Raw genomic sequence first — 22,539 nt, 5'->3', positions numbered from 1 at the left:
GGCTTAAGGCCCCTCAGTCCCATTCCAGGCCGCCGCGCCGCCATACGTACGCGTACGCGACGAAGACGGTGAGCACGAAGAGCAGCATCTCCACGAGCCCGAAAACACCCAGGGCGTCGAAGGTGACGGCCCAGGGGTAGAGGAAGACGATCTCGATGTCGAAGACGATGAAGAGCATCGCCGTCAGGTAGTACTTGATGGGGAAGCGCCCGCCGCCGGCCGGCGTGGGGGTCGGCTCGATACCGCACTCGTAGGCCTCGAGCTTGGCCCGGTTGTACCGCTTTGGACCGATAAGCGTGGCCATGACCACGGAGAAGATCGCAAAGCCTGCCCCGAGGGCTCCCAGTACGAGGATGGGCGCATACGCGTTCACCGCTCCTCGCTCCTCTCAGTCGGCGCTGACTGCTGGCGGATACGTGGGCCCGCCTCCCGCTCCCCGCGAAGCCACCCCCGGTTGCACGAAGATCGCTCACATGTGAAGCAGGTCACAAGCCCAACTGCCCCGCATCCTATGCCTGCCGGTCTGTGATCTGCGACACGGGGTGCGCCAACAGCTTTGTGATCTCCACCACCTGACGAAGGATCATGAAGTCGGATGAGCGGTGATCTTCACACGCGAAGCGCCTGAGTGATCACCAGACGTGACATCTTGGCGCGTTACCCCAGGTGGCAGCGCTGGCCCAGTATCAAGAGGCGGCACATCCAGGCAAATTGGCGCTGGACAGAACTGGCTGATAGTGAGCGCCGTTCACACATCAGAGGGAGAGGTGTGGACGTAAGTGGACGCGGGCACGCGCTCACGAGGAGCGACCGACCGCGAAGGCGGCCCCTTTGTGACCTGCGTCACGCCGCCCGTTATCGGTTGGAAACCGGGCTTGGCCATCGGTATCAACGAGTGGTAAGTCGAGGGCAATTCGGGCGTATTACAGAAAGCCCATGATCACAGGCTTGATCGGCCCTGTCCGTATTGCCCGTTACGGCGTCAATAAAGGCCGCCGCGCCCGGGATTCAAACGTTCTCACGACAACTGTGGCGCACCACACGTTTCTTGAAGGAACCATGGAGGCCCTGATAGCGGTTGTACTCATGTCCCACACCGCTCACATACCCAGCCACCGGAAGCCCCGTCGCAGCGCGTCGAAAATCGCCCTGCGCGCCGGAGTTGCCGGTGGCGTACTCAGCACCCTGGCAGTGGCCGGTGCGTCCGGCCCGGCGTTTGCCGCCGAGCCGGTGACCGAGACCATCGAGATGCCGACCATCACGGCGGACCTCTCCGCTCAGGTCGCCCAGTCCGCGGACGCCACCCAGCAGGCCGCGAACTCCTATGCGCTGCAGGCCGAGCAGGACCAGGCCGTCGCAAAGGCCGCGAAGCAGGCCAAGTCGGACCAGGCCCTCGCCGAGAAGAAGGCGGAGGCCAAGAAGAAGGCCGAGGCCGAGGCGAAGCGCAAGGCCGAGGAAGCGCGTGCGTCGCGCTCCGCCGAGCGCACGACCCTCTCCGCCTCCTCCGCGAAGTCCGACGCCGTGGCCCCCGCCAGCGGCAGCGTCGCGTCCGTCATCGCCTTCCTGAAGGCGCAGCTCGGCGACGCGTACGTCATGGGCGGCACCGGCCCCAACTCCTGGGACTGCTCCGGCCTGACCCAGGCCGCGTTCGCGCAGGCCGGCATCAGCCTGCCGCGCGTCTCGCAGGACCAGTCGACGGCCGGCACCCCGGTCTCCCTCGACAGCCTGCAGGTCGGCGACCTCCTCTACTGGGGCTCCGCGGGCTCGGCGTACCACGTGGGTGTCTACATCGGTAACGGCCAGTACCTGGACGCCGCGAACCCCTCCAAGGGCGTCGTCATCCAGGACCTGTCCGGCTACCCGGCGACCGGTGCGGTCCGCGTTCTCTGAGAATTCATGGCAAAGGGCCATCACTCCCCGCTCGGGGGTGATGGCCCTTTGCCGTATAACCAGCAAATCCCGCGCAACTTGCCTATCAGCCCTTCGGCGACAATTCACCCATAGGGCCCCAACTGCCCCCCGGGATCTCCGTATTGATGATCTCCGGTACGGAGGCGATCAGACCGGACATCGTCTCCAGGCCGGCCTTGAAGTGGTCGGAGCCCACGTGCGCGGCCCCCGCGTCCCCGTCCCGGAAGCCCTCCAGGAGGACGTACTGGTTCGGGTCCTCGACGCTGCGGGACCAGTCGAAGAAGAGGTTGCCCTCCTCGGCGCGCGTGGCGCGGGTGAAATCGGCGGTGTGCTCCAGCCAGGAGTCGGCGTACTCGGGCCGGGCGGTGAACTTCACGGCGACGAAAATCATGCAGCCAGGGTGCTCCGTGCCGCCCCGCACGGCCAGTTCGGCGCGCGCGATTGCGGGAGCGCCGGAAAAAACCGGGTCCACGCGGCAGCGCGCGCCGGGCGGCTCAGGAGCGCCGTGAACGCCCGCAGCCCGCAGCCCGCAGCCCGCCACGGAACGCGACAGCGGCCGGCGAGACCACCGGCCGCGCGCGTCCGGGCCGCTCACGCCTTCGGCGCCACCTTGCTCAGGCCGTTGATGATGCGGTCCATCGCGTCGCCGCCCGTCGGGTCGGTCAGGTTGGCGAGCATCTTCAGCGTGAACTTCATGAGCACCGGGTGCGACAGGCCGCGCTGCGTCGCGATCTTCATGACCTTCGGGTTGCCGATGAGCTTCACGAAGGCGCGGCCGAGCGTGTAGTAGCCGCCGTAGGTGTCCTTGAGGACCTTCGGGTAGCGGTGGAGGGCGAGTTCGCGCTGGGCGTCGGTCGCGCGGGCGTGCGCCTGCACGATGACGTCGGCCGCGATCTGGCCGGACTCCATGGCGTACGCGATGCCCTCGCCGTTGAACGGGTTCACCATGCCGCCCGCGTCGCCGACCAGGAGCAGACCCTTGGTGTAGTGCGGCTGGCGGTTGAAGGCCATGGGCAGGGCGGCGCCGCGGATCGGCATCGTCATGTTGTCCGGGGTGTAGCCCCAGTCCTGCGGCATCGAGGCGCACCAGGCCTTCAGGACCTCGCGCCAGTCGAGCTCCTTGAAAGCGGCGGAGGAGTCGAGGATGCCGAGGCCGACGTTCGACGTGCCGTCGCCCATGCCGAAGATCCAGCCGTAGCCGGGCAGCAGCCGGTCCTGGGCGCCGCGGCGGTCCCACAGCTCCAGCCAGGACTCCAGGTAGTCGTCGTCGTGGCGGGGCGAGGTGAAGTACGTGCGGACGGCGACGCCCATCGGGCGGTCGTCGCGCCGGTGCAGGCCCATCGCGAGGGACAGCCGGGTCGAGTTGCCGTCCGCGGCGACGACGAGGGGCGCGTGGAAGGTGACTTCGCGCTTCTCCTCGCCGAGCTTGGCGTTGACGCCGGTGATGCGGCCCGTGCGGTCGTCGATGATCGGGGCGCCGACGTTGCAGCGCTCGTACAGGCGCGCGCCCGCCTTCTGCGCCTGCCGGGCCAGCTGCTCGTCGAAGTCGTCACGCTTGCGGACGAGTCCGTAGTCCGGGTAGGAGGCGAGATCCGGCCAGTCCAGCTGGAGCCGGACGCCGCCGCCGATGATCCGCAGGCCCTTGTTGCGCAGCCAGCCCGCCTCTTCGGAGATGTCGATGCCCATCGACACGAGCTGCTTGGTGGCGCGCGGGGTGAGGCCGTCGCCGCACACCTTTTCCCGGGGGAACGCGGTCTTCTCCAGAAGGAGGACGTTGAGTCCGGCCTTGGCCAGGTAGTACGCGGTCGTCGAACCGGCTGGCCCGGCCCCGACGACGATCACATCTGCGCTGTGCTCGGAGAGGGGCTCGGTCACGGCGGGTTCTCCCGAAGACTCGAAATCTGCGTGCCGCGCGGCACCGGATATGGGCAGTCTATGCAGCGGTACTGATCACCCAGCCGAAGGGCCGCCCTGTGAACCGAGCTCTGCCTGATGTACAGCTGCGTGTCCCCACCGACGAGGACGCCTTCGCCTGGCACCGCGCCTTCGACGACCCGGAGGTCATGGAGTTCCACGGCGGGGTCGCTGCCGAGCTGTCCGTGTACGAGGAGCTGACCGCCCGGCAGCGCCGGCACGACGCGGAGCGCGGCTTCTGCCTGTGGACGATGACCGGCCCGGACGGCGACGTCATCGGCTTCACGGGCGCGCAGCCCTGGCCGCACGCCTGGGGTCCGGCGGGCGAGATCGAGATCGGCTGGCGGCTCGGACGCGCGCACTGGGGCCGCGGCTACGCGACGGCCGCCGCGCAGGCGACGCTGGAACGCGTACGGGCCGCGGGTGTACGGAGCGTGGTGGCGATGGTCGACTCGCGCAACGAGCGCTCGGTGGCGGTGGCGCGGCGCCTCGGCATGGAACCCGCCGAAACGTTCACCGTCCCGGGTGACACGCGCAGGGGCCTCTGCTTCAGGCTCGCCTTGTAAGCCCTGCCGCTTCCGGTCGGGGGTCCGGCGGAGCTACCCTTCGGGTACCTGGGGGTGAAGTCTGTGCGTATTACACCCAAGACGCCCGAAGTGCGCGTACCGAAGTTCGTCGGCCTCATGGCCGTCGACGCGCGCGAGGCCGCGACGGCGCGCGGCGTGCAGCTGGCCGCACCCGACCGCCCCGACTTCCATCTCACCGTGGTCGACTACGTCGTACGCCAGTACCCACCGCCCGACACCGAGGTGCCCCGCGGCTCCGTCGTCACCGTCTGGTTCGACCTGGCGGAGGGCGAGGGCCACGGCGGCTCCGGGGTGAACGAGCCCCGTATGCCGGGACCGCGCGGCGGCGGGCTGCAGCGCGAACTGGACGAACCGGGCGAGACGTACTCGGTAGTCGGCATGTAGCGCTCGGCACTCAGTGCCCGGCCGGGGTCAGTTCGTCAGGCGCCAGGACTCCAGGCCGGTCCGGTACGTCTTCTTCAGGTCCGTCCAGACGTCCTGCTGCCTCTCGTGCACGGCGTATGCCCTGGGCGCGCGGCGCCGCCCCTCGGCCGTGGGGATCACAAGGACTTGCGGGCGCTGAAAGTGACGAACAAGAGTTCGCCTGACGGATGAGTGACCAACCCGCCTCACATTCGTTGTGATGGTCATATAGATCCTGCGGGATGAATGTTGAGGGGGTGGGCGGGATGATCCGTACATACAAGTTCCTCCTCCGGCCCACCGTCCGGCAGCGCCAGGCGCTCGGTGAGATGTTGCGTGATCACTGCTCGCTCTACAACGGGGCGTTGCAGGAACGCCGGGACGCCTGGTGGCACACCTCCAAGACCGCCGTGCGGTACGGGCAGCAGTCCGCGCAGTTGAAGGCGATCCGGGCATTCGACCCGGAATGTCAGGGGCGTTGGTCGTTTTCCTCGCAGCAGGCCACCCTGCGCCGGTTGGACAAGGCGTTCGCCGCGTTTTTCCGAAGGCTCAAGGATGGCGAGAAGCCCGGCTATCCGCGCTTTCGTGGGCTAGGGCGGTTCGACACGGTGGACTTCCCTAAGGACGGCGACGGTTGCCGCTGGGATGCGACTCCGCACACCCCCGTCACCCGTGTCAGGTTTCAGGGCGTCGGGCATGTCAGGGTGCACCAGCACCGACCCGTTCTCGGCAAGGTCAAGACGGTCTCGGTAAAGCGCGAGGGCGCGCGCTGGTACGTGATCCTTACCGCCGAGCAGACCGCCCCCGAGCCGCTGCCCGCGACCGGCAGCGTTGCTGGTATCGACCTGGGGATCGTTCACTTCCTCGCCGACTCCAGCGGCGGATTCGTAGCCAACCCGCGCCACGGGCGTACCGCCGCCACGAAGGTTGAAGAAGCTCAGCAGGCGCTGTCCCGCTGCAAGCGCGGCTCCAAGCGTCGCCGCAAAACCGTGGATAGCGTCGCAGCCCTGCACCGCAAGGTCCGTCGCCAGCGGCTCGACCACGCTCATAAGACGGCCGTCGACCTCGTGCGCGCGCATGATTTCATCGCGCACGAAGATCTCAAGATCCGCGATATGAGCCGGACGCCCGCACCCAAGCCAGCCCCTGACAAGCCGGGCACTTTCTTGCCCAACGGGGCAAGCGCGAAGGCCGGATTGAACCGGTCGATCACTGATGCCGGTTGGGGGGTGTTCCTCGCGATCCTTACCGCCAAGGCTGAAAGCGCCGGACGGGAAGTGATGGCCGTGGACCCCCGCAACACCTCCCGTGAGTGTCCGGAATGCGGGCACACCGCCAAGGAGAACCGGCCCACGCAAGAGAAGTTCCGCTGCGTCTCGTGCGGCCACACCGCGCACGCAGACACGGTCGGAGCAATCAATGTCCTACGGGCCGGGCTGGTCCGTCGCGAAGCCCAACCGGCCTAGCGAGAAGCCGTCCCTTCCGCGGGGTGGAGGAGTCACGTTGAGGATGTTGTCGTATATACGAGAGAAGGGGTAGCCCACTTCCCTGAATGAACCTGGTGAGGACCGGGTGCCGGGCCCCGATAAGTGAGGGGATCGAGGGCTCTTGGGCGGTTAGGCGAATTTGCCGTGGCCGATTTCCCGTGGCGGGGAACCGTCACAACGGACAGGCGTGGAGGGCTACTCGATGCCCATCATCCAAGCCTCGGGCTACTTGACGCCCCGGTGCAGCGCCACGACGCCACCGGTCAGGTTGCGCCACGCCACGTCCGACCAGCCGGCCTTCTGGAGGCGGGCCGCGAGCGCCGGCTGGTCGGGCCAGCTGCGGATCGACTCGGCGAGGTAGACGTAGGCGTCCGGGTTCGAGGACACGGCGCGGGCCACCGGAGGCAGGGCGCGCATCAGGTACTCGGTGTACACGGTGCGGAACGGCGCCCACGTCGGCTGCGAGAACTCGCAGATCACGACGCGCCCGCCGGGCTTCGTCACCCGGTACAGCTCGCGCAGCGCCGTGTCCGTGTCCTGCACATTCCTGAGGCCGAAGGAGATGGTCACGGCGTCGAACGTGTCGTCCTTGAACGGCAGCTTCGTCGCGTCGCCCGCGGTGAACGGCATCCACGGATGCCGCTTCTTGCCGACCTGGAGCATCCCGATCGAGAAGTCGCAGGGCACGACGTACGCGCCGGCCTGCGCGAACGGCTGCGACGACGTCGCCGTACCGGCCGCGAGGTCGAGGACCTTCTGCGCGGGCCGCGCGTCGACTGCCTTCGCGACCTCCTTGCGCCACAGCCGGGCCTGGCCGAGCGAGAGCACGTCGTTGGTGAGGTCGTACCGGTCCGCCACGTCGTCGAACATCGAAGCGACTTCGTGCGGCTGCTTGTCCAGGGATGCGCGGGTCACGCGTCCATTGTGGCAGTACGCCCCCGGGCAGACGTCAGCGGCGCCTGTACACCAGGCGCCCTTCGACGACCGTGGCCACACAGGTGGCCGGGCCGAGCCGGGCGAGCGAGGCGCGGTCCGGCACGTCGAACACGGCGAACCTGGCCGGTCCGCCCACGGTCAGCGGCGGCAGCAGGACGAGCGGCGCCGGCGAGAAGGACACCGGCCCCGGCTGGTTCGGCGGGCGCTGCCCGAGCGCGAGCCCGGCCCTGCGCACCGCGTCCACCACCGCGCGCGAGCGCAGCTCCCCGGCCACGGCGACCGTGCCGTGCGCGAACAGCTGCTGGATGCCGCGCCGCGCGCTGGCCCCGACCCGGGACGGATCGGCGCGGAAGATCTCCCGCGCGCGCTCCCCGACGACCGGCCGCGTGCCGAACTCGTCGGCCTCGCGCGGGTCCGGGTGGTACGTGCCTTCGAGGATCTCGGGCCCGTACGGGTTGAGCAGGCCGGGCGTGAGGATGCCGGGCCACCGCCGCACCCTCGCCTGCGGGCGGACGGCGGCGAGGTCCTCGTACGGGCCGAGGGCGGCGACGGACGCGCCGTCGACCAGGACCGCGGCCTCGGGCGAGGCCTCGGCCACGTGAATCGTCAGCAAAAGAGCCTCAGTTGGTGGAGACGAGCTTCAGCTCGGGGTGCGCCGTGCCGCCCTCGATCGCGGTGGACGAGATGTGCGACTGGACGCGGTCGTCGACCGGGTCGTTCGCCGGGTCGTCGTGCACGACGAGGTGCTCGTACGTCGTGGCGCGCTGCGCGGGGACGCGGCCCGCCTTGCGGATGAGGTCGATGATCTCCAGGCGGTTCGAGCGGTGCCTGGCACCGGCCGAGGAGACGACGTTCTCCTCCAGCATGATCGAACCGAGGTCGTCGGCGCCGTAGTGCAGCGACAGCTGGCCGACCTCCTTGCCGGTGGTCAGCCAGGAGCCCTGGATGTGGGCCACGTTGTCGAGGAAGATCCGCGCGATGGCGATCATGCGCAGATACTCGAAGAGCGTGGCCTGCGTACGGCCCTTCAGGTGGTTGTTCTCCGGCTGGTACGTGTACGGGATGAACGCGCGGAAGCCGCCCGTGCGGTCCTGTACGTCGCGGATCATGCTCAGGTGCTCGATGCGCTCGGCGTTGGTCTCGCCGGTGCCCATCAGCATCGTGGACGTCGACTCGACGCCGAGGCGGTGGGCCGCCTCCATGATCTCCAGCCAGCGCTCGCCGGACTCCTTCAGCGGGGCGATCGCCTTGCGGGGGCGGGCCGGGAGGAGCTCGGCGCCGGCGCCGGCGAAGGAGTCGAGGCCGGCCGCGTGGATCCGCTCGATGGCCTCCTCGACGGAGACCTCGGAGATGCGGGCCATGTGCTCGACCTCGGACGCGCCGAGGGAGTGGATGACCAGCTGCGGGTACGCCTGCTTGATGGCGGAGAAGTGCTTCTCGTAGTACTCGACGCCGTAGTCCGGGTGGTGGCCGCCCTGGAACATGATCTGGGTGCCGCCGAGTTCGACGGTCTCGGCGCAGCGGCGCAGGATGTCTTCGAGGTCGCGCGTCCAGCCCTTGGCGGTGTCCTTGGGCGCGGCGTAGAAGGCGCAGAACTTGCACGCCGTCACGCAGACGTTCGTGTAGTTGATGTTCCGCTCGATGATGTACGTCGCGATGTGCTCGGTGCCGGCGTAGCGGCGGCGCCTGATGGCGTCGGCGGCCGCGCCGAGCGCGTGCAGGGGAGCGTCGCGGTAGAGGTCGAGCGCCTCTTCGGGGGTGATGCGTCCACCCGCGGCGGCACGGTCGAGGACGGTCTGAAGGTCGGCCTTCTCGGTCACCGGGCGTCCCTTTCGTTTCGTTCGTAAGGGGTTGTGGACAGACCGTCTCAGCGTACGCCAGCACATCCTGCCGCCCGACGTCAGGCGGCGTACGCGCCCATCAGCACGCCCGCCAGCGCGCCCGCGAGAAGGAACGGCCCGAACGGGATCGCCGTCCTGCGGCCGGCCCGCCGGGCGGTCACGAGACCCGCGCCGTACAGCGCGGCGAACAGGAACCCGGCGAACGTGCCGATGAAGAGGAACCCCCACCCGTACCAGCCGAGCACCGCCCCCAGGCCGACCGCCAGTTTCACGTCTCCGAACCCCATCCCCTGGGGGTGGATGAGGAAGAGCACGAGGTAGCCGCCGCCGAGCGCGACCGCGCCGAGCAGCGCCGTCGGCCAGTCGCCGCCCGGCTCGGGCAGCAGCGCCGCCAGGCCGAGCAGGACGGGGGCGGCCGCGGCGAGGGGCAGGGTGAGGACGTCGGGCAGGCGCTTCACACGGGCGTCGACCACCGCGAGGAGCACCGAGGGCGGGACGAGGAGGAGCCAGGCGCCCAGTTCGGGGCGGATGCCGGTGGCGGCGGCGAGGGCGGCGCAGACGGCGGCGGTGAGCAGTACGGGCATCAGGGCGCCCGGGCCGAGCGCCCTGCCGCACTCCCCGCACCGCCCGCGCCCCAGCCATCCGCGCACACCGCCCGGCAGCGGATGCCCGTCCGGGCAACTCGCCCGCCAGGTGTCGTCCGGCTCCACGGACAACCGGTACGCGGCCCGCGGCACGAACAGCCCGGCCACGGCACCCCAGACCGCCCCGGCCACGACCAGCAACAGATCCACCATCCTCGCCCCTTCCCCCGCACCTACCGGCGTCGCCTACCGGCCGAGCACCGCCAGCGCGAACGCGAGCCGCCGGTCGAGCCAACCGGCTTGTGGCACATACGACTTGACGCCGTCGACGTACCCCTGCGTCTCGGCCGCGTCAGCCGGCGCGCCGCATCGTAGCGACGGGGTCGCCCGCGCGCGGGTTGTCCGTCTCGTAGGTGAGACGGTCGCCCGACTTCGACTTGATCAGGCGGACTTCGTGGCGGCCGGTGGTGCACTGCCCGCCGTTCGACTTCTTGGCGATGCCCGTGGCGACGATCCGGTCCTTCTCGACCCGCTTGAGGACGAGGACGTCCTCGCAGACCGCGCCGATCGGGTCGGTCTGGTGGAACGTGCCGAACTCCTCGCCGATCCGGCCCTGTTCGACGGTGACGCGGAACGTGCCCATCGGCAGCGTGCCGCCGAGGCCGGTGCCGGGACCTTCCCACGTGCCCACGAAGGAGGCGGGGACGGTGCCCTTCGGCGCGGAGGCGGAGGCTGTCGCCGCGGGTGGACGGCCGCCCGCGGTGTCGCTCCCGCCCTTCGAGGAGCCGGGCAGCAGGTCGAAGAGGAACACCGAGCCGAGGGTGACGGCGGCGAGCGCGCCCGCGACACCGACCGCGACCGTGCAGCTGATCCTGCGTCCGCGACCGCCCGCGCCCGGCGCGGATGTCGCGGCCACACTGACGGAGAGCTTCCCGGCGCCCGGCACCTCGGTGCGCGGCGCGGGGACGGCGGCGTCGCCGGGGGCGGGGGCGGGGGCGGGGGCAGAGTCGGCGGGCGTGTGCACGGGCGGGACGACCGGTCCGTACGCGGGATCGGGAGGCCCGAACACCCCGGCGGGCGCCCCCGCCGCGTCCGACGGCCAGTCGACCGACGGCTCGCTGAATCCGACCGGCCCCGAACGCTCCGCGGCACCCGCCGGCGCCGCGCCCTCCAGGTCCAAAAGCGCCACCGCGCTGCGCCCCACCTGCTCCACCAGCGCGCCCGGCAGCCACCCCGCCGCCACGAGCCGGGCCGCGCCCTGCGGGGCGAGAGCGCTCGCCAGTTCTTCGGGTGTGGGCCGCGCGGCCGGGTCCTTCGCCAGGCACGCGGCGGCGACGTCGCGCAGTTCCCCGCGCGCCAGGCCGAGTTCGGGCTCCTCGTGCACCACCTTGTAGAGGAGCGCGGCCGACGAGTCGCCGGGGAACGGGGACGTGCCGGTCACCGCGTAGACGAGGACCGCGCCGAGGGAGAAGACATCGGCGGCGCCCGTGACGCCCTTGCCGAGGATCTGCTCGGGCGCCATGTATCCGGGCGACCCGATCGAGACCCCGGTGGAGGTGAGGGAGGCGGTGCCGTCGGTGGCGCGGGCGATACCGAAGTCGATCAGGCGCGGGCCGTCCACGGTGAGCAGCACGTTCGACGGCTTCACGTCGCGGTGGACGAGCCCGAGGCCGTGCACCGCCGCCAGCGCCTCGGCGAGGCCCGCACCCAGGACCCGTACGGAGTGGTCGGGCAGGGCGCGCTCCTTCACGGCCTGCGCGAGGGAGGGGCCGGCCACGTAACCGGTCGCCACCCACGGCACGGACGCCTCCGGGTCGGCGTCGAGGACCGGCGCGGTCCAGGCGCCTCCGACCCGCCGCGCGGCGTCCACCTCGCGCCGGAAGCGCGCCCGGAACTCCTCGTCGAGCGCGAAGTGCGGATGGACGACCTTCACCGCGACGGTGCGGCCTCCGGCGCTGCGCCCCAGATAGACGCGGCCCATTCCGCCGGAACCGAGCCTTCCGAGCAGCCGGTAGGGCCCGATCGTGGTCGGTTCGCCGGCTTCCAGCGACTGCATGGCCTGGCCTCCCCCTGTGCCCACGCTCCAGTCGGGCCAGGGTAGACCTCCCCTGTCACGCCTTCCCGTAGTCGCCGCCTCGCGGAACGCATCCCTCCGATATCCGCGCGCCCCGTGTATTCAAAACGTTCACCGGTGAAATTCCATACGTTCACACTCGATCGTCACCGAACAGCCCGTTGTTTCCGGATAGCCGGAATTGCCCCGTGCGCGAGAGAGACGGCACGCAGAAGGCGTACGCGAATTCCCGCTGGGGAATTCCCGTACGCCTTCCGGGGGCGGCGGAGCTACCGCGTCACGGCTGCAGCAGATCGACCCGGACATCGGCCGCGAAGCCGGTTGTCGGGCCCACCCGGCGGGCGAACTCCGTGACGCCCTCCAGCTGCCGTGCGCCGAAGCGGAAGTCGAGCGTCGTGAAATAGCGCTCGAGGACCTGCTCGTCGAAGACCTCCCAGCGGGAGGCCTGCTCGGCGACCTTGGTGACCTCTTCCAGGGACACGTCCCGCGAGGCGAGGAACGCCTCGTGCACCTTGCGGGTGATGAGGGGCTCGCGCTCCGCGTAGTCCTTGCGGGCGGCCCACACGGCGAAGACGAACGGCAGTCCCGTCCACTCCTTCCACAGGGCGCCCAGGTCGTGGACCTGGAGCCCGAGTCGCGGCGCGTCGTGGAGGTTGGCGCGCAGGGCCGCGTCCCCGATGAGCACGGCCGCGTCCGCGTCCTGCATCATCAGGCCCAGGTCGGGCGGGCACGTGTAGTAGTCGGGCTGTACGCCGAAACGGTCGGCGAGCAGCAGCTGCGCGAGGCGCACGGACGTGCGCGAGGTGGAGCCGAGCGCGACCCGCCGGCCGTCGAGCTGGTCGAGAGGTACCTGCGAGACGATCACGCACGACATCACCGGGCCGTCGCAGCCGACCGCGAGGTCGGGGAAGGCGACGAGCTGGTCGGCGGCCTTCAGGAACTCGACGAGGGTGATGGGCGCGATGTCGAGGTCGCCCTGGACGAGGCTCTCGCTGAGCTTCTCCGGGGTGTCCTTCGTGAGCTCGAGGTCGAGGAGCGTTCCCGTCCTGGCAAGTCCCCAGTACAGGGGCATGCAGTTGAGGAACTGGATGTGGCCGACTCGTGGCCGGTTGCGCTGCGGGGTCTCGGGAGAATTGTCCACATCGCGAGGCTAGACCCCATGCGGTACGGTGCAGGCTTCAGGGTCCCCGAGTCGGCCCTGTCAACCCTTTGACGCCCCGTGTCAAACCTCCGGGTGACGTGATCTTTCCCTCTATTGCATTCCGGTGCCTGCGTGCTAGGCTCGCCCGCAAGTTGCAGTTTGGTTTCCCTTGCAGTACAGAGCCTGCGGAGCATGTGACCGCGGGCTCTCGTCGTATTCAGACTTTTGCAGTTGTTCGCAAGTGCATTTGCAGGTTCTGGAGCAGGGCGACCCTTTGGCCCAAGGAGGGCTTATGGCTACCGGAACCGTGAAGTGGTTCAACGCTGAAAAGGGCTTTGGCTTCATCGCCCAGGAAGGCGGCGGCCCGGACGTCTTCGTCCACTACTCCGCGATCAACGCAAACGGCTTCCGCTCCCTCGAGGAGAACCAGGCCGTGAGCTTCGACGTCACGCAGGGTCCGAAGGGCCCGCAGGCGGAGAACGTCACCCCCATGTAAGTGGGGCGTCCCCAGGTTTGCCCTTGGGACGTCGTGACTCCGGAACGGATGCAGTACCCAAGGAGCCCCGCTCCGCCAAGTGCCCCGGCACGAGGCGGAGACGGGGCTCCTGCCTTTTTGCTCACGCGTACTGCATGACGAGGAGTTGCCGGCCGTCGGGGCGACCGTGCTGCTGGTGGCGCTGCTCGCGGCGGGGGCGCTGACCGAGGGACGCGGGTTCGCCGGGTGGGCCCGGCCCGCCGGGGTGCTGGCCGGCGGGCTGCTCGCGTGGCGGAAGGCGCCCTTCGCCGTCGTCGTCGTGGTGGCCGCCGCGACGACGGGCCTCCTGCGGCTCGCGGGCGTGTCGTAACGGCCCCTGCGTGTACGGGAAACCGCTCCCGATCGGGCGAGTAACGCCTCCGACCGCTCCCGGACGGGCCGATTCGGCAACGTACGGACGGATAGCGGACCCGTCCGGTCGCACGGACCGGCCTCGCGGGAACCGCCGCTACTCTGATCGGCCCGCGTCACCGACCGGACCCGGCGCAGAGGACAGGTGTACCGATTTCCGCGCCCGCGCCGATGCCGGGGACCGCCCGCCCGGCACATGCCGGCCGCATCCGACCGGAACGCAAGCCGACGCAGCACGACGGAGGCACCAGAACATGCCGGAGCTCCTGCACACCCGGGCCGCGGGACTCGTCGGCAGGGGTGGCGCCGCGGCCGCGCTCGAAGGGCTGCTGCGCGCGGAGCGCCTGGTGACGATCGCCGGGCCGGGCGGCGTCGGCAAGAGCGCGCTCGCCGCCGAAGTCGTACGGCGCATGCGCCGCGAACCCTGGTCCGCGAAGGGCACCGCCGACCTGGCCACGCTCGACATCCCCGGGCTCGTGCCGCACGCGCTCGCCGGCGCCCTGCGCCTCGACGGCGATCCCGCGGTGCTTCCGCTCCCGGCGCTGGCCGCCGCGATCGGGCGGCGCCCCGTGCTTCTCGTCGTCGACACCTGCGAGCGGCAGGCCTCGGAGTGCGCCGCCACGCTGCTACACCTCGTACAGGCGTGCCCGGAGCTGCGCGTCCTCGCCACCAGCAGGGTCCCGCTGGACACCCCGGTCACGTTCCCGCTGCCCCCGCTCACCCCCGGCGGCGCCGCCCGTCTGCTCACGACGGCCGCGCGGGCGCTCGGCGCACCGCGGGACCCGGACCCCGAACCGGCCCGGCGTATCTGCGCGGCGCTCGGCGGTCTGCCGCTGGCCCTGCGCATCGCTGCGGGCCAGCTGAAGCGCCACGACGCCGACGACCTGCTGTCGCTCATCGGCCGCCCCGAGCGCCTGCTCGACCTGCCCGCCCCGATGCCCGGACTGCCGCACCGGCTGCGCACGCTGCGCGCCTCGCTGCGCTGGAGCCAGCGGCTGTGTCCGCCCGGTGAACGGCTGCTGTGGGCGCGGGCCTCCGTCTTCACCGGGCCCTTCACCGTGGCCGACACGGTGACGGTGTGCGCGGACGACCGGCTGCCGCCCGACGAACTCGCCCGCGCCTTCGAGGGGCTCGCGGCCCACCGCCTGATCACACCCGAGCCGTCGGGACCCGGGGCCTTCCGCATGACGGCCGCCACGCGCGCGTACGGCAAGCATCTGCTGGAACGGCTCGGCGAGGACGCCGAGTTCCGGCGTCGCTGCCTGGCGCACTGCCTGCGGAACGCGGCCTCCCCGTCCTAGCCCTCCTAGCCCTGCTTCCTGGGCAGGGCCCAGGCCGCCAGCGCCGCCGTCACGCACAGGAGCCCGCCCGCGACGATCAGGCTCGTACGCATGCCTCCGAGGGAGAAGCCGTCGCTCGCGCCGCCCGCGATGAGGGAGCCGAAGAGTGCGACGGCGAGGGCGCCGCCGGTCTGGCGGAACGCGTTCAGGAGGCCGGAGGCCGTGCCCGCGCGGGCTGCCGGGACGCTGTCCATGAGCAGGGCGGTGAGCGCGGGGACCGCGAACGCGCCGCCCATGCCCGTCGGGACGAGCAGGAGAAGGATCAGCCAGACCGGGGTGTGCGCGGCCAGCGGCAGGAGGCAGAACATGCCGAGGGCGAGGACGGCCTGTCCGGTCACGATGACGGGACGGCGGCCGAAGCGTTCGGCCATCGGCGGGGAGATCAGGTTGGTCGACGTGATGATCGCCGCCAGCGGTACGAACATGAGGCCGGCCTCGGTGCCGGACATGCCGCGCAGCTGCTGGTAGTAGAGGCCGAGCAGGAAGATCGCGCCGTAGAAGGCCACGTTGACCGCGAAGCCGATGGCGAGGGACACGCTCACGTCGCGCCGCCGCAGCAGGGGCAGCGGGACCATGGGCGCGCGGTGGCGCTTCTCGGCGGCGAGGAAGGCGAGCGCCCCGGCGACGGCCACGGCGAGTGCCGCGAGGACCGACGGGGCGGTCCAGCCGGTGTGGCCGCCCTCGATGACCGCGAAGGCGAGCCCGGCGAGCGCGAGGACCGCGGTGACCTGACCGGCCAGGTCGAGCGGGGCGGGACGGCGCGGGGAGCGCGGGACGCGGACGAGGAGGGCCAGGATCAGGGCGCCCACGGGCAGGTTCAGGAAGAAGACGGCGCGCCAGCCGGCGGCCTCGGTGAGCAGGCCGCCGAGGACAGGGCCTACGGCCATGGCGACCGAACCGCCCACCGTCCACAGCGCGATGGCACGAGCGCGGTGCCGCGCGTCGTCGTAGGCCTGGCGGATCAGCGCGAGCGAGGCCGGCATCACGATGGCAGCGGCGCCGCCCTGGACGACACGGGCGGCGACGAGCGTGCCGATGCCTGGTGCGAGGGCGCAGGCGAGCGAGGCCAGGGTGAACAGTCCGACACCCCAGGCGTAGGCCCGCCGCGCACCGGCCCGGTCGGCGAGCGCACCGGCGGAGAGCATGAGCGCGGCGAACATCAGGGTGTACGCGTCGACGATCCACTGAAGCCCGGTGATGCCGCCGTGCAGCGACGTACGGATGGCGGGCAGGGCGATGTTCACGGCGGACACATCGATGGAGATGACGGTGAAGCCGAGGAGCGCGGCGACGAGGGCGTAACCGGACACCCGTACGGGAGCCGGCGCACCGGCCGCCGGGCTGGGGGCACGGGTCGGGTTCCGCTGGTCGGGGCGGGTGGCGGCGGACGGCATGTTCGGGGCTCCTCGGGTGGAGAAACGGGTGGGCGACGTGGTCCGTCGTTCCTCCCCGGCAGGGCTTCGTGCGGGCGGCTCCGGCGACCGCGTCCGCGGCCCGGTGCCGTGCACCCCCTGGGTCCGCGGTGGCCGGGCCGCCCGCACCGGGATCCACTCTGCGCTCAGTTGGCGCGAGGTGGCAGGGCGCCGTTCACCGGGGCGCGCTGTTCCTGGTCCTGACACGGCCCCCCACAGACGTCGCCGAGCAGGGAGAATGGGGGTATGGCTGGTGGAGCGACGCAGGACGGCACGGAACTGGGCAGGTACCTCAAGGCGCGGCGCGCGCTCGTGAGCCCGGCGGACGCGGGGCTGCCCGCGGGCGCGGGGATCCGGCGGACGCCCGGCCTCCGCCGCGAGGAGCTGGCGACGCTCTCCGGCGTCAGCGTCGACTACTACACGCGGCTGGAGCGCGGCCGCGAGACGAACCCCTCCACGGCCGTGATCGACGCCATCAGCCGGGCCCTGCGGCTGTGCGGCGACGCGCACGAGCGCCTCCACGACCTGGCCGAGCTGGCTTCGGGCCGTCTCACCGAGCCCCACCCCACGACCGACCGCACGGTGCGCGACTCGGTCCTGCGGGTCCTGGAGTCGCTCAGTCCGCTGCCCGCCTACGTGGTGAGCCCGCACAACTACGTGCTGGCGGCGAACCCGGCCGGCCGCCGCCTCCTGCCCGGCCTGTGGGACTGGCCGGACGACGAGCGCAACATCACGCGGTATCTGTTCCTGCACCCCGTGGGCCGCCGGCTCTACGTCCCCTGGGAGGAGACGGTCGCGCAGTCGGTGGCGCACCTGCGCGCGGTGGGCGGCAAGGACCCGAACTCGCCGGAGCTGGCCGCCCTCGTCGGTGAACTCGTCCTGAAGTCACCGGAGTTCGCGAGGCTCTGGGACCGTTACGAGGTTCTGGAGCGCGGCGGCGGCACCAAGACGTTCGCGCACCCCAAGGTCGGCGCGATGACCCTCACGTTCGAGGTCATGCAGCTGGCACGCACGGGCGGGCAGCGCCTCGTCACCTATCAGGCCGAGCCCGGCAGCCCGGACGAGGCGGCGATGCTGCGCCTGGACCCGGCGGCCCGCCCGGACCGCCGGGAGTCCTGAACTCCCTTACGCCTCAGCCCCGTTCGAGCATCCCCGCGCACCGGGCGCGCCGGGCGCGCAGGGCGCGCAGGGCGCGCAGGGTGTTCCATCTCGGCCCGTTCCTGCAGGTGCGCGCCGCGTTCGAGGCACCCGTATCCCTGCCGGCGAGCGTGACGTACGCGTCCCGGGGGCCCGCCTTCGAGCTCTGCTCGGCGACGCGCACCCATGTCACGGGCGAGGTGCTACGCGCCGGGGGCGGGTGACCAGCGCCGGCCCTCCATCAGGTTCCCGAGGCCCGACCAGGCGAAGTTCATCAGCGTGGCCGCGGCCTCCTTGGCCGTGACCGACGGGTCCGTGCTGGCCCAGCCGGCCAGCGACTCCGCGGCCCCGACCAGCGCCTGCGCGAGCCCGGCGACCTCGCGGTCGGGCAGCGCGGGATCATCGTGCGCCTCCCTGGCCGCCTCGGCGATCAGCCCGGTCACGAACGCGACGACCTCCTCCCGCATGGCCGTGACCTCGACGACGAACGGCTCACCGCCCGCCGGTGCGTGACTGTGCAGGACGGCCCAGCCGTCGGGGTTCTGCGCCGTGTGCGCGAAGAAGGCCCGCAGCCCGTCCCACAGCTGCCGGTCGGCTCCCCCGCCGCCGGACACACCCGCGCGCACCGCCGCGATCAGGGCCGCCGACTCGCGCTGGATGCACGCCGAGAAGAGCTCCTCCTTGGAGTTCAGATAGAGGTACACCAGCGGTTTCGACACTCCGGCGAGCTCCGCGATGTCATCCATCGACGCGGCGCCGTAGCCACGCTCCCCGAACACCCGCACCGCCGCGTCGAGCATCTGACGCTCCCGCACGGCCCGCGGCATCCGCTTGACCCTCACTTCGCCCACCCCGGCCGCCCGCCTCTCTCCACACCGCGTCCGCCCGCAAGCGTAGCCACCACAACGCACACACCCCGCACCACGACCGGAGGGAACCGGCGGGTGCGGGGTGCGGACGGGTACGAGCCTGGGGACTCAGGCGGCGGCACCCACCGCCTGAGGCTCGTCCTCGTGCCGGCTCTCGACCACGGACTCCTCGACGGGAGACGCGGTGGCGTTGTCGTACTTCACGCGGTCCAGGATGTTCTCGCGGGCGGCCACGATGACCGGCACGAGCGCCTGTCCGGCCACGTTCGTGGCGGTGCGCATCATGTCCAGGATCGGGTCGATGGCGAGGAGCAGGCCCACGCCCTCCATCGGGAGGCCGAGCGTCGACAGGGTCAGCGTCAGCATGACCGTGGCGCCGGTCAGTCCGGCGGTCGCGGCGGAGCCGATCACCGAGACGAACGCGATGAGCAGGTACTCCTTGATGCCGAGCTGTACGTCGAAGATCTGCGCGACGAAGATCGCGGAGATCGCCGGGTAGATCGCGGCGCAGCCGTCCATCTTGGTCGTCGCGCCGAACGGCACGGCGAAGGAGGCGTAGTTGCGCGGGACGCCGAGGCGCTCGGCGGACTGCTGGGTGACGGGCATCGTGCCGACGGAGGAGCGGGACACGAAGGCCAGCTGGATGGCGGGCCAGGCGCCCTTGAAGAACTGGAGCGGGTTCAGCTTGGCGACCACTGCGAGGAGCAGCGGGTAGACGCCGAAGAGGACCAGGGCGCAGCCGACGTAGATGTCGATCGTGAACGTCGCGTAGTTGCCGAGGAGGTCCCAGCCGTACTGGACGATGGCGCGGCCGATGAGGCCGGCGGAGCCGATCGGGGCGAGCAGGATGACCCACCACAGGGCCTTCTGCAGCAGCTCGAGCACCGACTCGGACAGGGAGAGGATCGGCTGGGCCTTCGGGCCGATCTTCAGGATGGCGACACCGGCGACGACCGCCATGAAGACGATCTGCAGGACGTTGAGCTGGGTGAACGGCGTGACGACATCGGTCGGGACGATGCCGGTCAGGAAGTCCAGCCAGGAGCCGGCGTGGTCGGGCTTGGAGCCGTCGGCCGGGGTGAGGTTCGAGCCGTTGCCCGGGTTGGTGATCAGGCCGATCGCGAGGCCGATGACGACCGCGATCAGCGAGGTGATCATGAACCACAGGAGGGTGCGGCTGGCGAGCCGCGCGGCGTTGTTGACCTTCCGCAGATTGGTGATGGACACCAGGATCGCGAAGAAGACCAGCGGGGCCACGGCCAGCTTCAGGAGCTGGATGAAGATGCCGCCGACCTTGTCGAGGGTCGTGCCGAGCCAGGACACGTCGTAGGTGCGGGCGACGTAGCCGAGCACGAGGCCGACGACGAGGCCGAGCAGGACCTGGGCCCAGAAGGGGATGGGTATCCGGAAGCGGGGCTTCTGCTTCTCGGACGCGGACGCGGTGTTCGCGGACACGGACACACTCCAGTGATGACGCGCGGGTGGGGTCGGACGTAAGGAAGCGGCCACCGCGGGAGGAAGAACCAGGGGCGCCGCTGCATCGGGGGGAGTCGCTTCAGAGGCGACAGGCCGCGGACATGCAACGGCAGAGGTCGACATGCAGGCGCGCCACGAGCGGAACGCTCAGGGGCATGCGGGCTGCGAATGTCTTCATGGCAATCACGTTAACACTCATGCTTTGAGAACATCAAAGGGGTTCTTTGAGAAAGAAATGACCCGCTCCATGAACCTTGGGCCTGGAAAACGCAGGTGGCTCCGGCATCGAGCGATGCCGGAGCCACCTGCGGTGTGACGAAGCTTACGAGTCCCTTACACGGGACTTCGGGGACGCGTCGCGTTACGAGGCGCTCTGCGCGCGGGCCGTGTCGTCCGCGACGTCTTCCTGCGTGCGGTTGCGCTCGTAGTTGGCCTTCGTGCGGTCGACGCGCTCGACGATCTTGACCGAGGCCCGGTCGCGCTCCTTGCGCAGCACGACGTAGCTGATCGGCGCGGAGATGACGAGACCGAGCAGGGCGATCCACAGGAAGTACGAGCCGCCGGCGCCGCGGGGCACGATGCCTGTCGAGGCGAGGCCCCAGACGACAAGGAAACAGCCCGCGAAGATCCCGAAGCGCATCAGCGTGTAGCGGAGCATGTCAATCCACTCTTCCGTTCCGAATCGGTCCTACGCACCACCCAGTGAAGCATGCGGCCCCGGAAGGGCATTGAGCGGTACCGCAAGTAATGGCTAGAGTGACCCAATGGCCCTTACGTTTCAGCTGGACCCGCCGATAGATCCGGCGCTGCGGGACGACGTCCTCGCGCTCTGGGCCGACGTGTCCAACGCGGGCGGAGCGGTCGGCTTCGTCCCGCCCGTCACCACCGAGGACATCCGCCCCGAGCTGGTCAGGCACCTCGCCGCGATGACCGAGGGCCGCACCCGGCTCCTGGTCGGACGCGACGAAGAGGGCGCTGTCGCGGCGACGGCCTTCTTCACGTACAACCAGCACCGCCTGCAGAAGCACTACATCTGGCTGTACACGGTGATGGTCCACCCGCGGTACCAGGGCAAGGGGTACGGGCGGGAGCTGATGGCCGCCGCGGCCGACGCCGCCCGTGCCTTCGACGGCATCGAGGCGATCCGTCTCACCTGCCGCGGCGGCACCGGCGCCGACCGCTTCTACGCGGCGTGCGGCTACAAGGAGGTCGGCCGCGTCCCCGGTGCGATCCGGGTGGCCCCGGGCGACGACCGTGACGACATCACGATGCTGCTGCCGGTGGCCTGACCTGTGAGATGAGCGAAGCCCCGGCCGGCGGCCGGGGCTTCGCTCATCTCACAGGTGCCTCAGACGCGCATCGCCTGCGGCGTCTCGCGGCGCGCCGGGTCCGGGCCGTCGTACTCGCGGATGATCTCGTACCGGGTGTTCCGCTCGACGGGCCGGAAGCCGGCGTCGCGGATCAGGTCGAGCAGGTCCTCGCGGGTCAGCTTGTTCGGCGTCCCGTAGTTGTCCGCGTCGTGCGTGATCTTGTACTCGACGACCGAGCCGTCCATGTCGTCGGCGCCGTGCTGGAGCGCGAGCTGGGTGGTCTGCACGCCGTGCATGACCCAGAAGCACTTCACGTGCGGCACGTTGTCGAACAGGAGCCGGGAGACCGCGAAGGTCTTGAGCGCCTCGGCGCCGGTCGCCATGGTCGTACGCGCCTGGAGGCGGTTGCGGACCTTGCCGTCCTTCATGTCGACGAAGTCGTGCTGGTAGCGCAGCGGGATGAAGACCTGGAAACCGCCGGTCTCGTCCTGGAGTTCGCGCAGGCGCAGCACGTGGTCGACGCGGTGACGGGGCTCCTCGATGTGCCCGTACAGCATCGTGGACGGGGTCTTGAGACCCTTCTCGTGCGCGAGGCGGTGAATCCTCGACCAGTCCTCCCAGTGGGTGGCGTGGTCGACGATGTGCTGACGGATCTCCCAGTCGAAGATCTCCGCGCCGCCGCCGGTGAGCGACTCAAGACCGGCGTCGATCAGCTCGTCGAGGATCTCGGAGGCGGAGAGCCCGGAGATCGTCTCGAAGTGGTGGATCTCCGTCGCCGTGAACGCCTTCAGCGCGACGTTCGGCAGCGCCTCCTTGAGGGCCTTCAGGGAGCGCGGGTAGTAACGCCAGGGCAGCGTCGGGTGCAGCCCGTTGACGATGTGCAGCTCGGTGAGGTTCTCGTTCTCCATCGCCTTGGCGAGGCGGACGGCCTCCTCGATGCGCATCGTGTACGCGTCCTTCTCGCCCGGCTTGCGCTGGAACGAGCAGTACGCGCACGACGCGGTGCACACGTTCGTCATGTTGAGGTGGCGGTTGACGTTGAAGTGGACGACGTCGCCGTTCTTGCGCGTGCGCACCTCGTGGGCGAGCCCGCCCAGCCAGGCCAGGTCGTCCGACTCGTACAGCGCGATGCCGTCCTCACGGGACAGCCGCTCGCCGTCCCGCACCTTCTGCTCCAGCTCGCGCTTGAGCCCTACGTCCATTGCCATTGCTCCTCACCAAAGACTGCGGCC

25 protein-coding genes are annotated in these 22,539 nt (G+C 70.5%); 9 read left to right on the top strand and 16 right to left on the bottom strand.

The genetic code is table 11. The annotated features are described in order from the left end of the window. Nucleotides 1–13: 13 nt before the first annotated feature. Nucleotides 14–373, bottom strand: a complete 360-nt coding sequence (locus tag ACY0PA_RS24755) for an NADH-quinone oxidoreductase subunit A (RefSeq protein WP_007383963.1) — start codon at nt 371–373, stop codon at nt 14–16. Nucleotides 374–1,086: 713 nt separating this feature from the next. On the opposite strand from ACY0PA_RS24755, the gene ACY0PA_RS24750 reads away from it, so the two are divergent. After that, on the top strand, nt 1,087–1,890 hold the full coding sequence (locus ACY0PA_RS24750) for a C40 family peptidase (RefSeq protein WP_473079871.1): 804 nt from the start codon (nt 1,087–1,089) through the stop codon (nt 1,888–1,890). A gap of 85 nt (nt 1,891–1,975) precedes the next feature. On the opposite strand, the gene ACY0PA_RS24745 is transcribed toward ACY0PA_RS24750, so the two are convergent. Both ACY0PA_RS24745 and ACY0PA_RS24740 read right to left on the bottom strand, forming a co-directional pair. Further along, the gene (locus ACY0PA_RS24745; RefSeq protein ID WP_473079870.1) at nt 1,976–2,302 is read right to left on the bottom strand and encodes a putative quinol monooxygenase; all 327 of its coding nucleotides are present in this window, start codon (nt 2,300–2,302) and stop codon (nt 1,976–1,978) included. A 200-nt stretch (nt 2,303–2,502) separates the two neighbouring features. Next, nucleotides 2,503–3,786 carry a geranylgeranyl reductase family protein gene (locus ACY0PA_RS24740; RefSeq protein ID WP_473079869.1) on the bottom strand — a complete coding sequence of 428 codons (1,284 nt, stop codon included), beginning with the start codon at nt 3,784–3,786 and terminating at the stop codon, nt 2,503–2,505. Nucleotides 3,787–3,884: 98 nt separating this feature from the next. Here ACY0PA_RS24740 and ACY0PA_RS24735 point away from each other — a divergent pair, with 98 nt between their 5' ends. Both ACY0PA_RS24735 and ACY0PA_RS24730 read left to right on the top strand, forming a co-directional pair. Further along, nucleotides 3,885–4,391 carry a GNAT family N-acetyltransferase gene (locus ACY0PA_RS24735; RefSeq protein WP_473079868.1) on the top strand — a complete coding sequence of 169 codons (507 nt, stop codon included), beginning with the start codon at nt 3,885–3,887 and terminating at the stop codon, nt 4,389–4,391. 63 nt (nt 4,392–4,454) lie between these two features. Further along, the gene (locus tag ACY0PA_RS24730) at nt 4,455–4,796 is read left to right on the top strand and encodes a PASTA domain-containing protein (RefSeq protein WP_473079867.1); all 342 of its coding nucleotides are present in this window, start codon (nt 4,455–4,457) and stop codon (nt 4,794–4,796) included. A 27-nt stretch (nt 4,797–4,823) separates the two neighbouring features. Here the strand turns inward: ACY0PA_RS24730 and ACY0PA_RS24725 are convergent, their stop codons facing one another. Continuing rightward, nucleotides 4,824–4,955, bottom strand: a complete 132-nt coding sequence (locus tag ACY0PA_RS24725) for a hypothetical protein (protein WP_473079866.1) — start codon at nt 4,953–4,955, stop codon at nt 4,824–4,826. Between the two features lie 125 nt (nt 4,956–5,080). On the opposite strand from ACY0PA_RS24725, the gene ACY0PA_RS24720 reads away from it, so the two are divergent. Beyond that, nucleotides 5,081–6,280: an RNA-guided endonuclease InsQ/TnpB family protein gene (locus ACY0PA_RS24720; RefSeq protein ID WP_473079865.1), complete on the top strand. Its 1,200-nt coding sequence runs from the start codon at nt 5,081–5,083 to the stop codon at nt 6,278–6,280. 246 nt (nt 6,281–6,526) lie between these two features. Here the strand turns inward: ACY0PA_RS24720 and ACY0PA_RS24715 are convergent, their stop codons facing one another. From ACY0PA_RS24715 to ACY0PA_RS24690, 6 genes are all read right to left on the bottom strand, one after another. Then, nucleotides 6,527–7,216, bottom strand: coding sequence for a demethylmenaquinone methyltransferase (locus ACY0PA_RS24715; RefSeq protein WP_266673174.1), 690 nt, complete (start codon nt 7,214–7,216; stop codon nt 6,527–6,529). 34 nt (nt 7,217–7,250) lie between these two features. Continuing rightward, the gene (locus ACY0PA_RS24710) at nt 7,251–7,850 is read right to left on the bottom strand and encodes a hypothetical protein (protein ID WP_473079864.1); all 600 of its coding nucleotides are present in this window, start codon (nt 7,848–7,850) and stop codon (nt 7,251–7,253) included. A 7-nt stretch (nt 7,851–7,857) separates the two neighbouring features. After that, nucleotides 7,858–9,057 (bottom strand): cyclic dehypoxanthinyl futalosine synthase, encoded by a 1,200-nt coding sequence (mqnC, locus tag ACY0PA_RS24705; protein WP_473079863.1) that lies wholly within the window; start codon nt 9,055–9,057, stop codon nt 7,858–7,860. Between the two features lie 80 nt (nt 9,058–9,137). Beyond that, nucleotides 9,138–9,875 (bottom strand): prepilin peptidase, encoded by a 738-nt coding sequence (locus ACY0PA_RS24700; protein WP_473079862.1) that lies wholly within the window; start codon nt 9,873–9,875, stop codon nt 9,138–9,140. 139 nt (nt 9,876–10,014) lie between these two features. Beyond that, on the bottom strand, nt 10,015–11,718 hold the full coding sequence (locus tag ACY0PA_RS24695; protein ID WP_473079861.1) for a serine/threonine-protein kinase: 1,704 nt from the start codon (nt 11,716–11,718) through the stop codon (nt 10,015–10,017). Nucleotides 11,719–12,013: 295 nt separating this feature from the next. Continuing rightward, nucleotides 12,014–12,877 (bottom strand): menaquinone biosynthetic enzyme MqnA/MqnD family protein, encoded by an 864-nt coding sequence (locus ACY0PA_RS24690; protein ID WP_100598013.1) that lies wholly within the window; start codon nt 12,875–12,877, stop codon nt 12,014–12,016. A gap of 292 nt (nt 12,878–13,169) precedes the next feature. Between ACY0PA_RS24690 and ACY0PA_RS24685 the strand changes: the two genes are divergently transcribed. The 3 genes from ACY0PA_RS24685 (at nt 13,170) to ACY0PA_RS24675 (ending at nt 15,064) form a co-directional block, all read left to right on the top strand. Then, nucleotides 13,170–13,373 carry a cold-shock protein gene (locus tag ACY0PA_RS24685; protein WP_006138897.1) on the top strand — a complete coding sequence of 68 codons (204 nt, stop codon included), beginning with the start codon at nt 13,170–13,172 and terminating at the stop codon, nt 13,371–13,373. 79 nt (nt 13,374–13,452) lie between these two features. Further along, nucleotides 13,453–13,722, top strand: coding sequence for an AzlD domain-containing protein (locus ACY0PA_RS24680; RefSeq protein WP_473079860.1), 270 nt, complete (start codon nt 13,453–13,455; stop codon nt 13,720–13,722). 295 nt (nt 13,723–14,017) lie between these two features. Further along, nucleotides 14,018–15,064 carry an ATP-binding protein gene (locus ACY0PA_RS24675; RefSeq protein ID WP_473079859.1) on the top strand — a complete coding sequence of 349 codons (1,047 nt, stop codon included), beginning with the start codon at nt 14,018–14,020 and terminating at the stop codon, nt 15,062–15,064. Between the two features lie 5 nt (nt 15,065–15,069). Here ACY0PA_RS24675 and ACY0PA_RS24670 read toward each other — a convergent pair whose 3' ends face one another. Next, nucleotides 15,070–16,497: an MFS transporter gene (locus ACY0PA_RS24670; protein ID WP_473079858.1), complete on the bottom strand. Its 1,428-nt coding sequence runs from the start codon at nt 16,495–16,497 to the stop codon at nt 15,070–15,072. A gap of 264 nt (nt 16,498–16,761) precedes the next feature. Here ACY0PA_RS24670 and ACY0PA_RS24665 point away from each other — a divergent pair, with 264 nt between their 5' ends. Next, nucleotides 16,762–17,634 (top strand): helix-turn-helix domain-containing protein, encoded by an 873-nt coding sequence (locus ACY0PA_RS24665; protein WP_473079857.1) that lies wholly within the window; start codon nt 16,762–16,764, stop codon nt 17,632–17,634. Between the two features lie 13 nt (nt 17,635–17,647). Here the strand turns inward: ACY0PA_RS24665 and ACY0PA_RS24660 are convergent, their stop codons facing one another. From ACY0PA_RS24660 to ACY0PA_RS24645, 4 genes are all read right to left on the bottom strand, one after another. Continuing rightward, nucleotides 17,648–17,845: a hypothetical protein gene (locus ACY0PA_RS24660; protein WP_473079856.1), complete on the bottom strand. Its 198-nt coding sequence runs from the start codon at nt 17,843–17,845 to the stop codon at nt 17,648–17,650. 10 nt (nt 17,846–17,855) lie between these two features. Then, entirely contained in the window at nt 17,856–18,503 is a 648-nt protein-coding gene (locus ACY0PA_RS24655) for a TetR/AcrR family transcriptional regulator (RefSeq protein WP_473079855.1), read from the bottom strand. Nucleotides 18,504–18,629: 126 nt separating this feature from the next. After that, nucleotides 18,630–19,976, bottom strand: coding sequence for a dicarboxylate/amino acid:cation symporter (locus tag ACY0PA_RS24650; RefSeq protein ID WP_473079854.1), 1,347 nt, complete (start codon nt 19,974–19,976; stop codon nt 18,630–18,632). Between the two features lie 382 nt (nt 19,977–20,358). Continuing rightward, nucleotides 20,359–20,655: a DUF4229 domain-containing protein gene (locus ACY0PA_RS24645; protein WP_329571391.1), complete on the bottom strand. Its 297-nt coding sequence runs from the start codon at nt 20,653–20,655 to the stop codon at nt 20,359–20,361. A 106-nt stretch (nt 20,656–20,761) separates the two neighbouring features. Between ACY0PA_RS24645 and ACY0PA_RS24640 the strand changes: the two genes are divergently transcribed. After that, the gene (locus ACY0PA_RS24640; protein WP_473079853.1) at nt 20,762–21,286 is read left to right on the top strand and encodes a GNAT family N-acetyltransferase; all 525 of its coding nucleotides are present in this window, start codon (nt 20,762–20,764) and stop codon (nt 21,284–21,286) included. Between the two features lie 59 nt (nt 21,287–21,345). Here the strand turns inward: ACY0PA_RS24640 and mqnE are convergent, their stop codons facing one another. Then, complete coding sequence (mqnE, locus tag ACY0PA_RS24635; protein WP_326778576.1) at nt 21,346–22,509, bottom strand: aminofutalosine synthase MqnE; 1,164 nt, start codon at nt 22,507–22,509, stop codon at nt 21,346–21,348. Nucleotides 22,510–22,539: the final 30 nt, after the last annotated feature.

Source organism: Streptomyces sp. DS1-CR2 (genome assembly GCF_055760475.1).
This window is presented reverse-complemented; position numbering and strand designations above follow the sequence as displayed.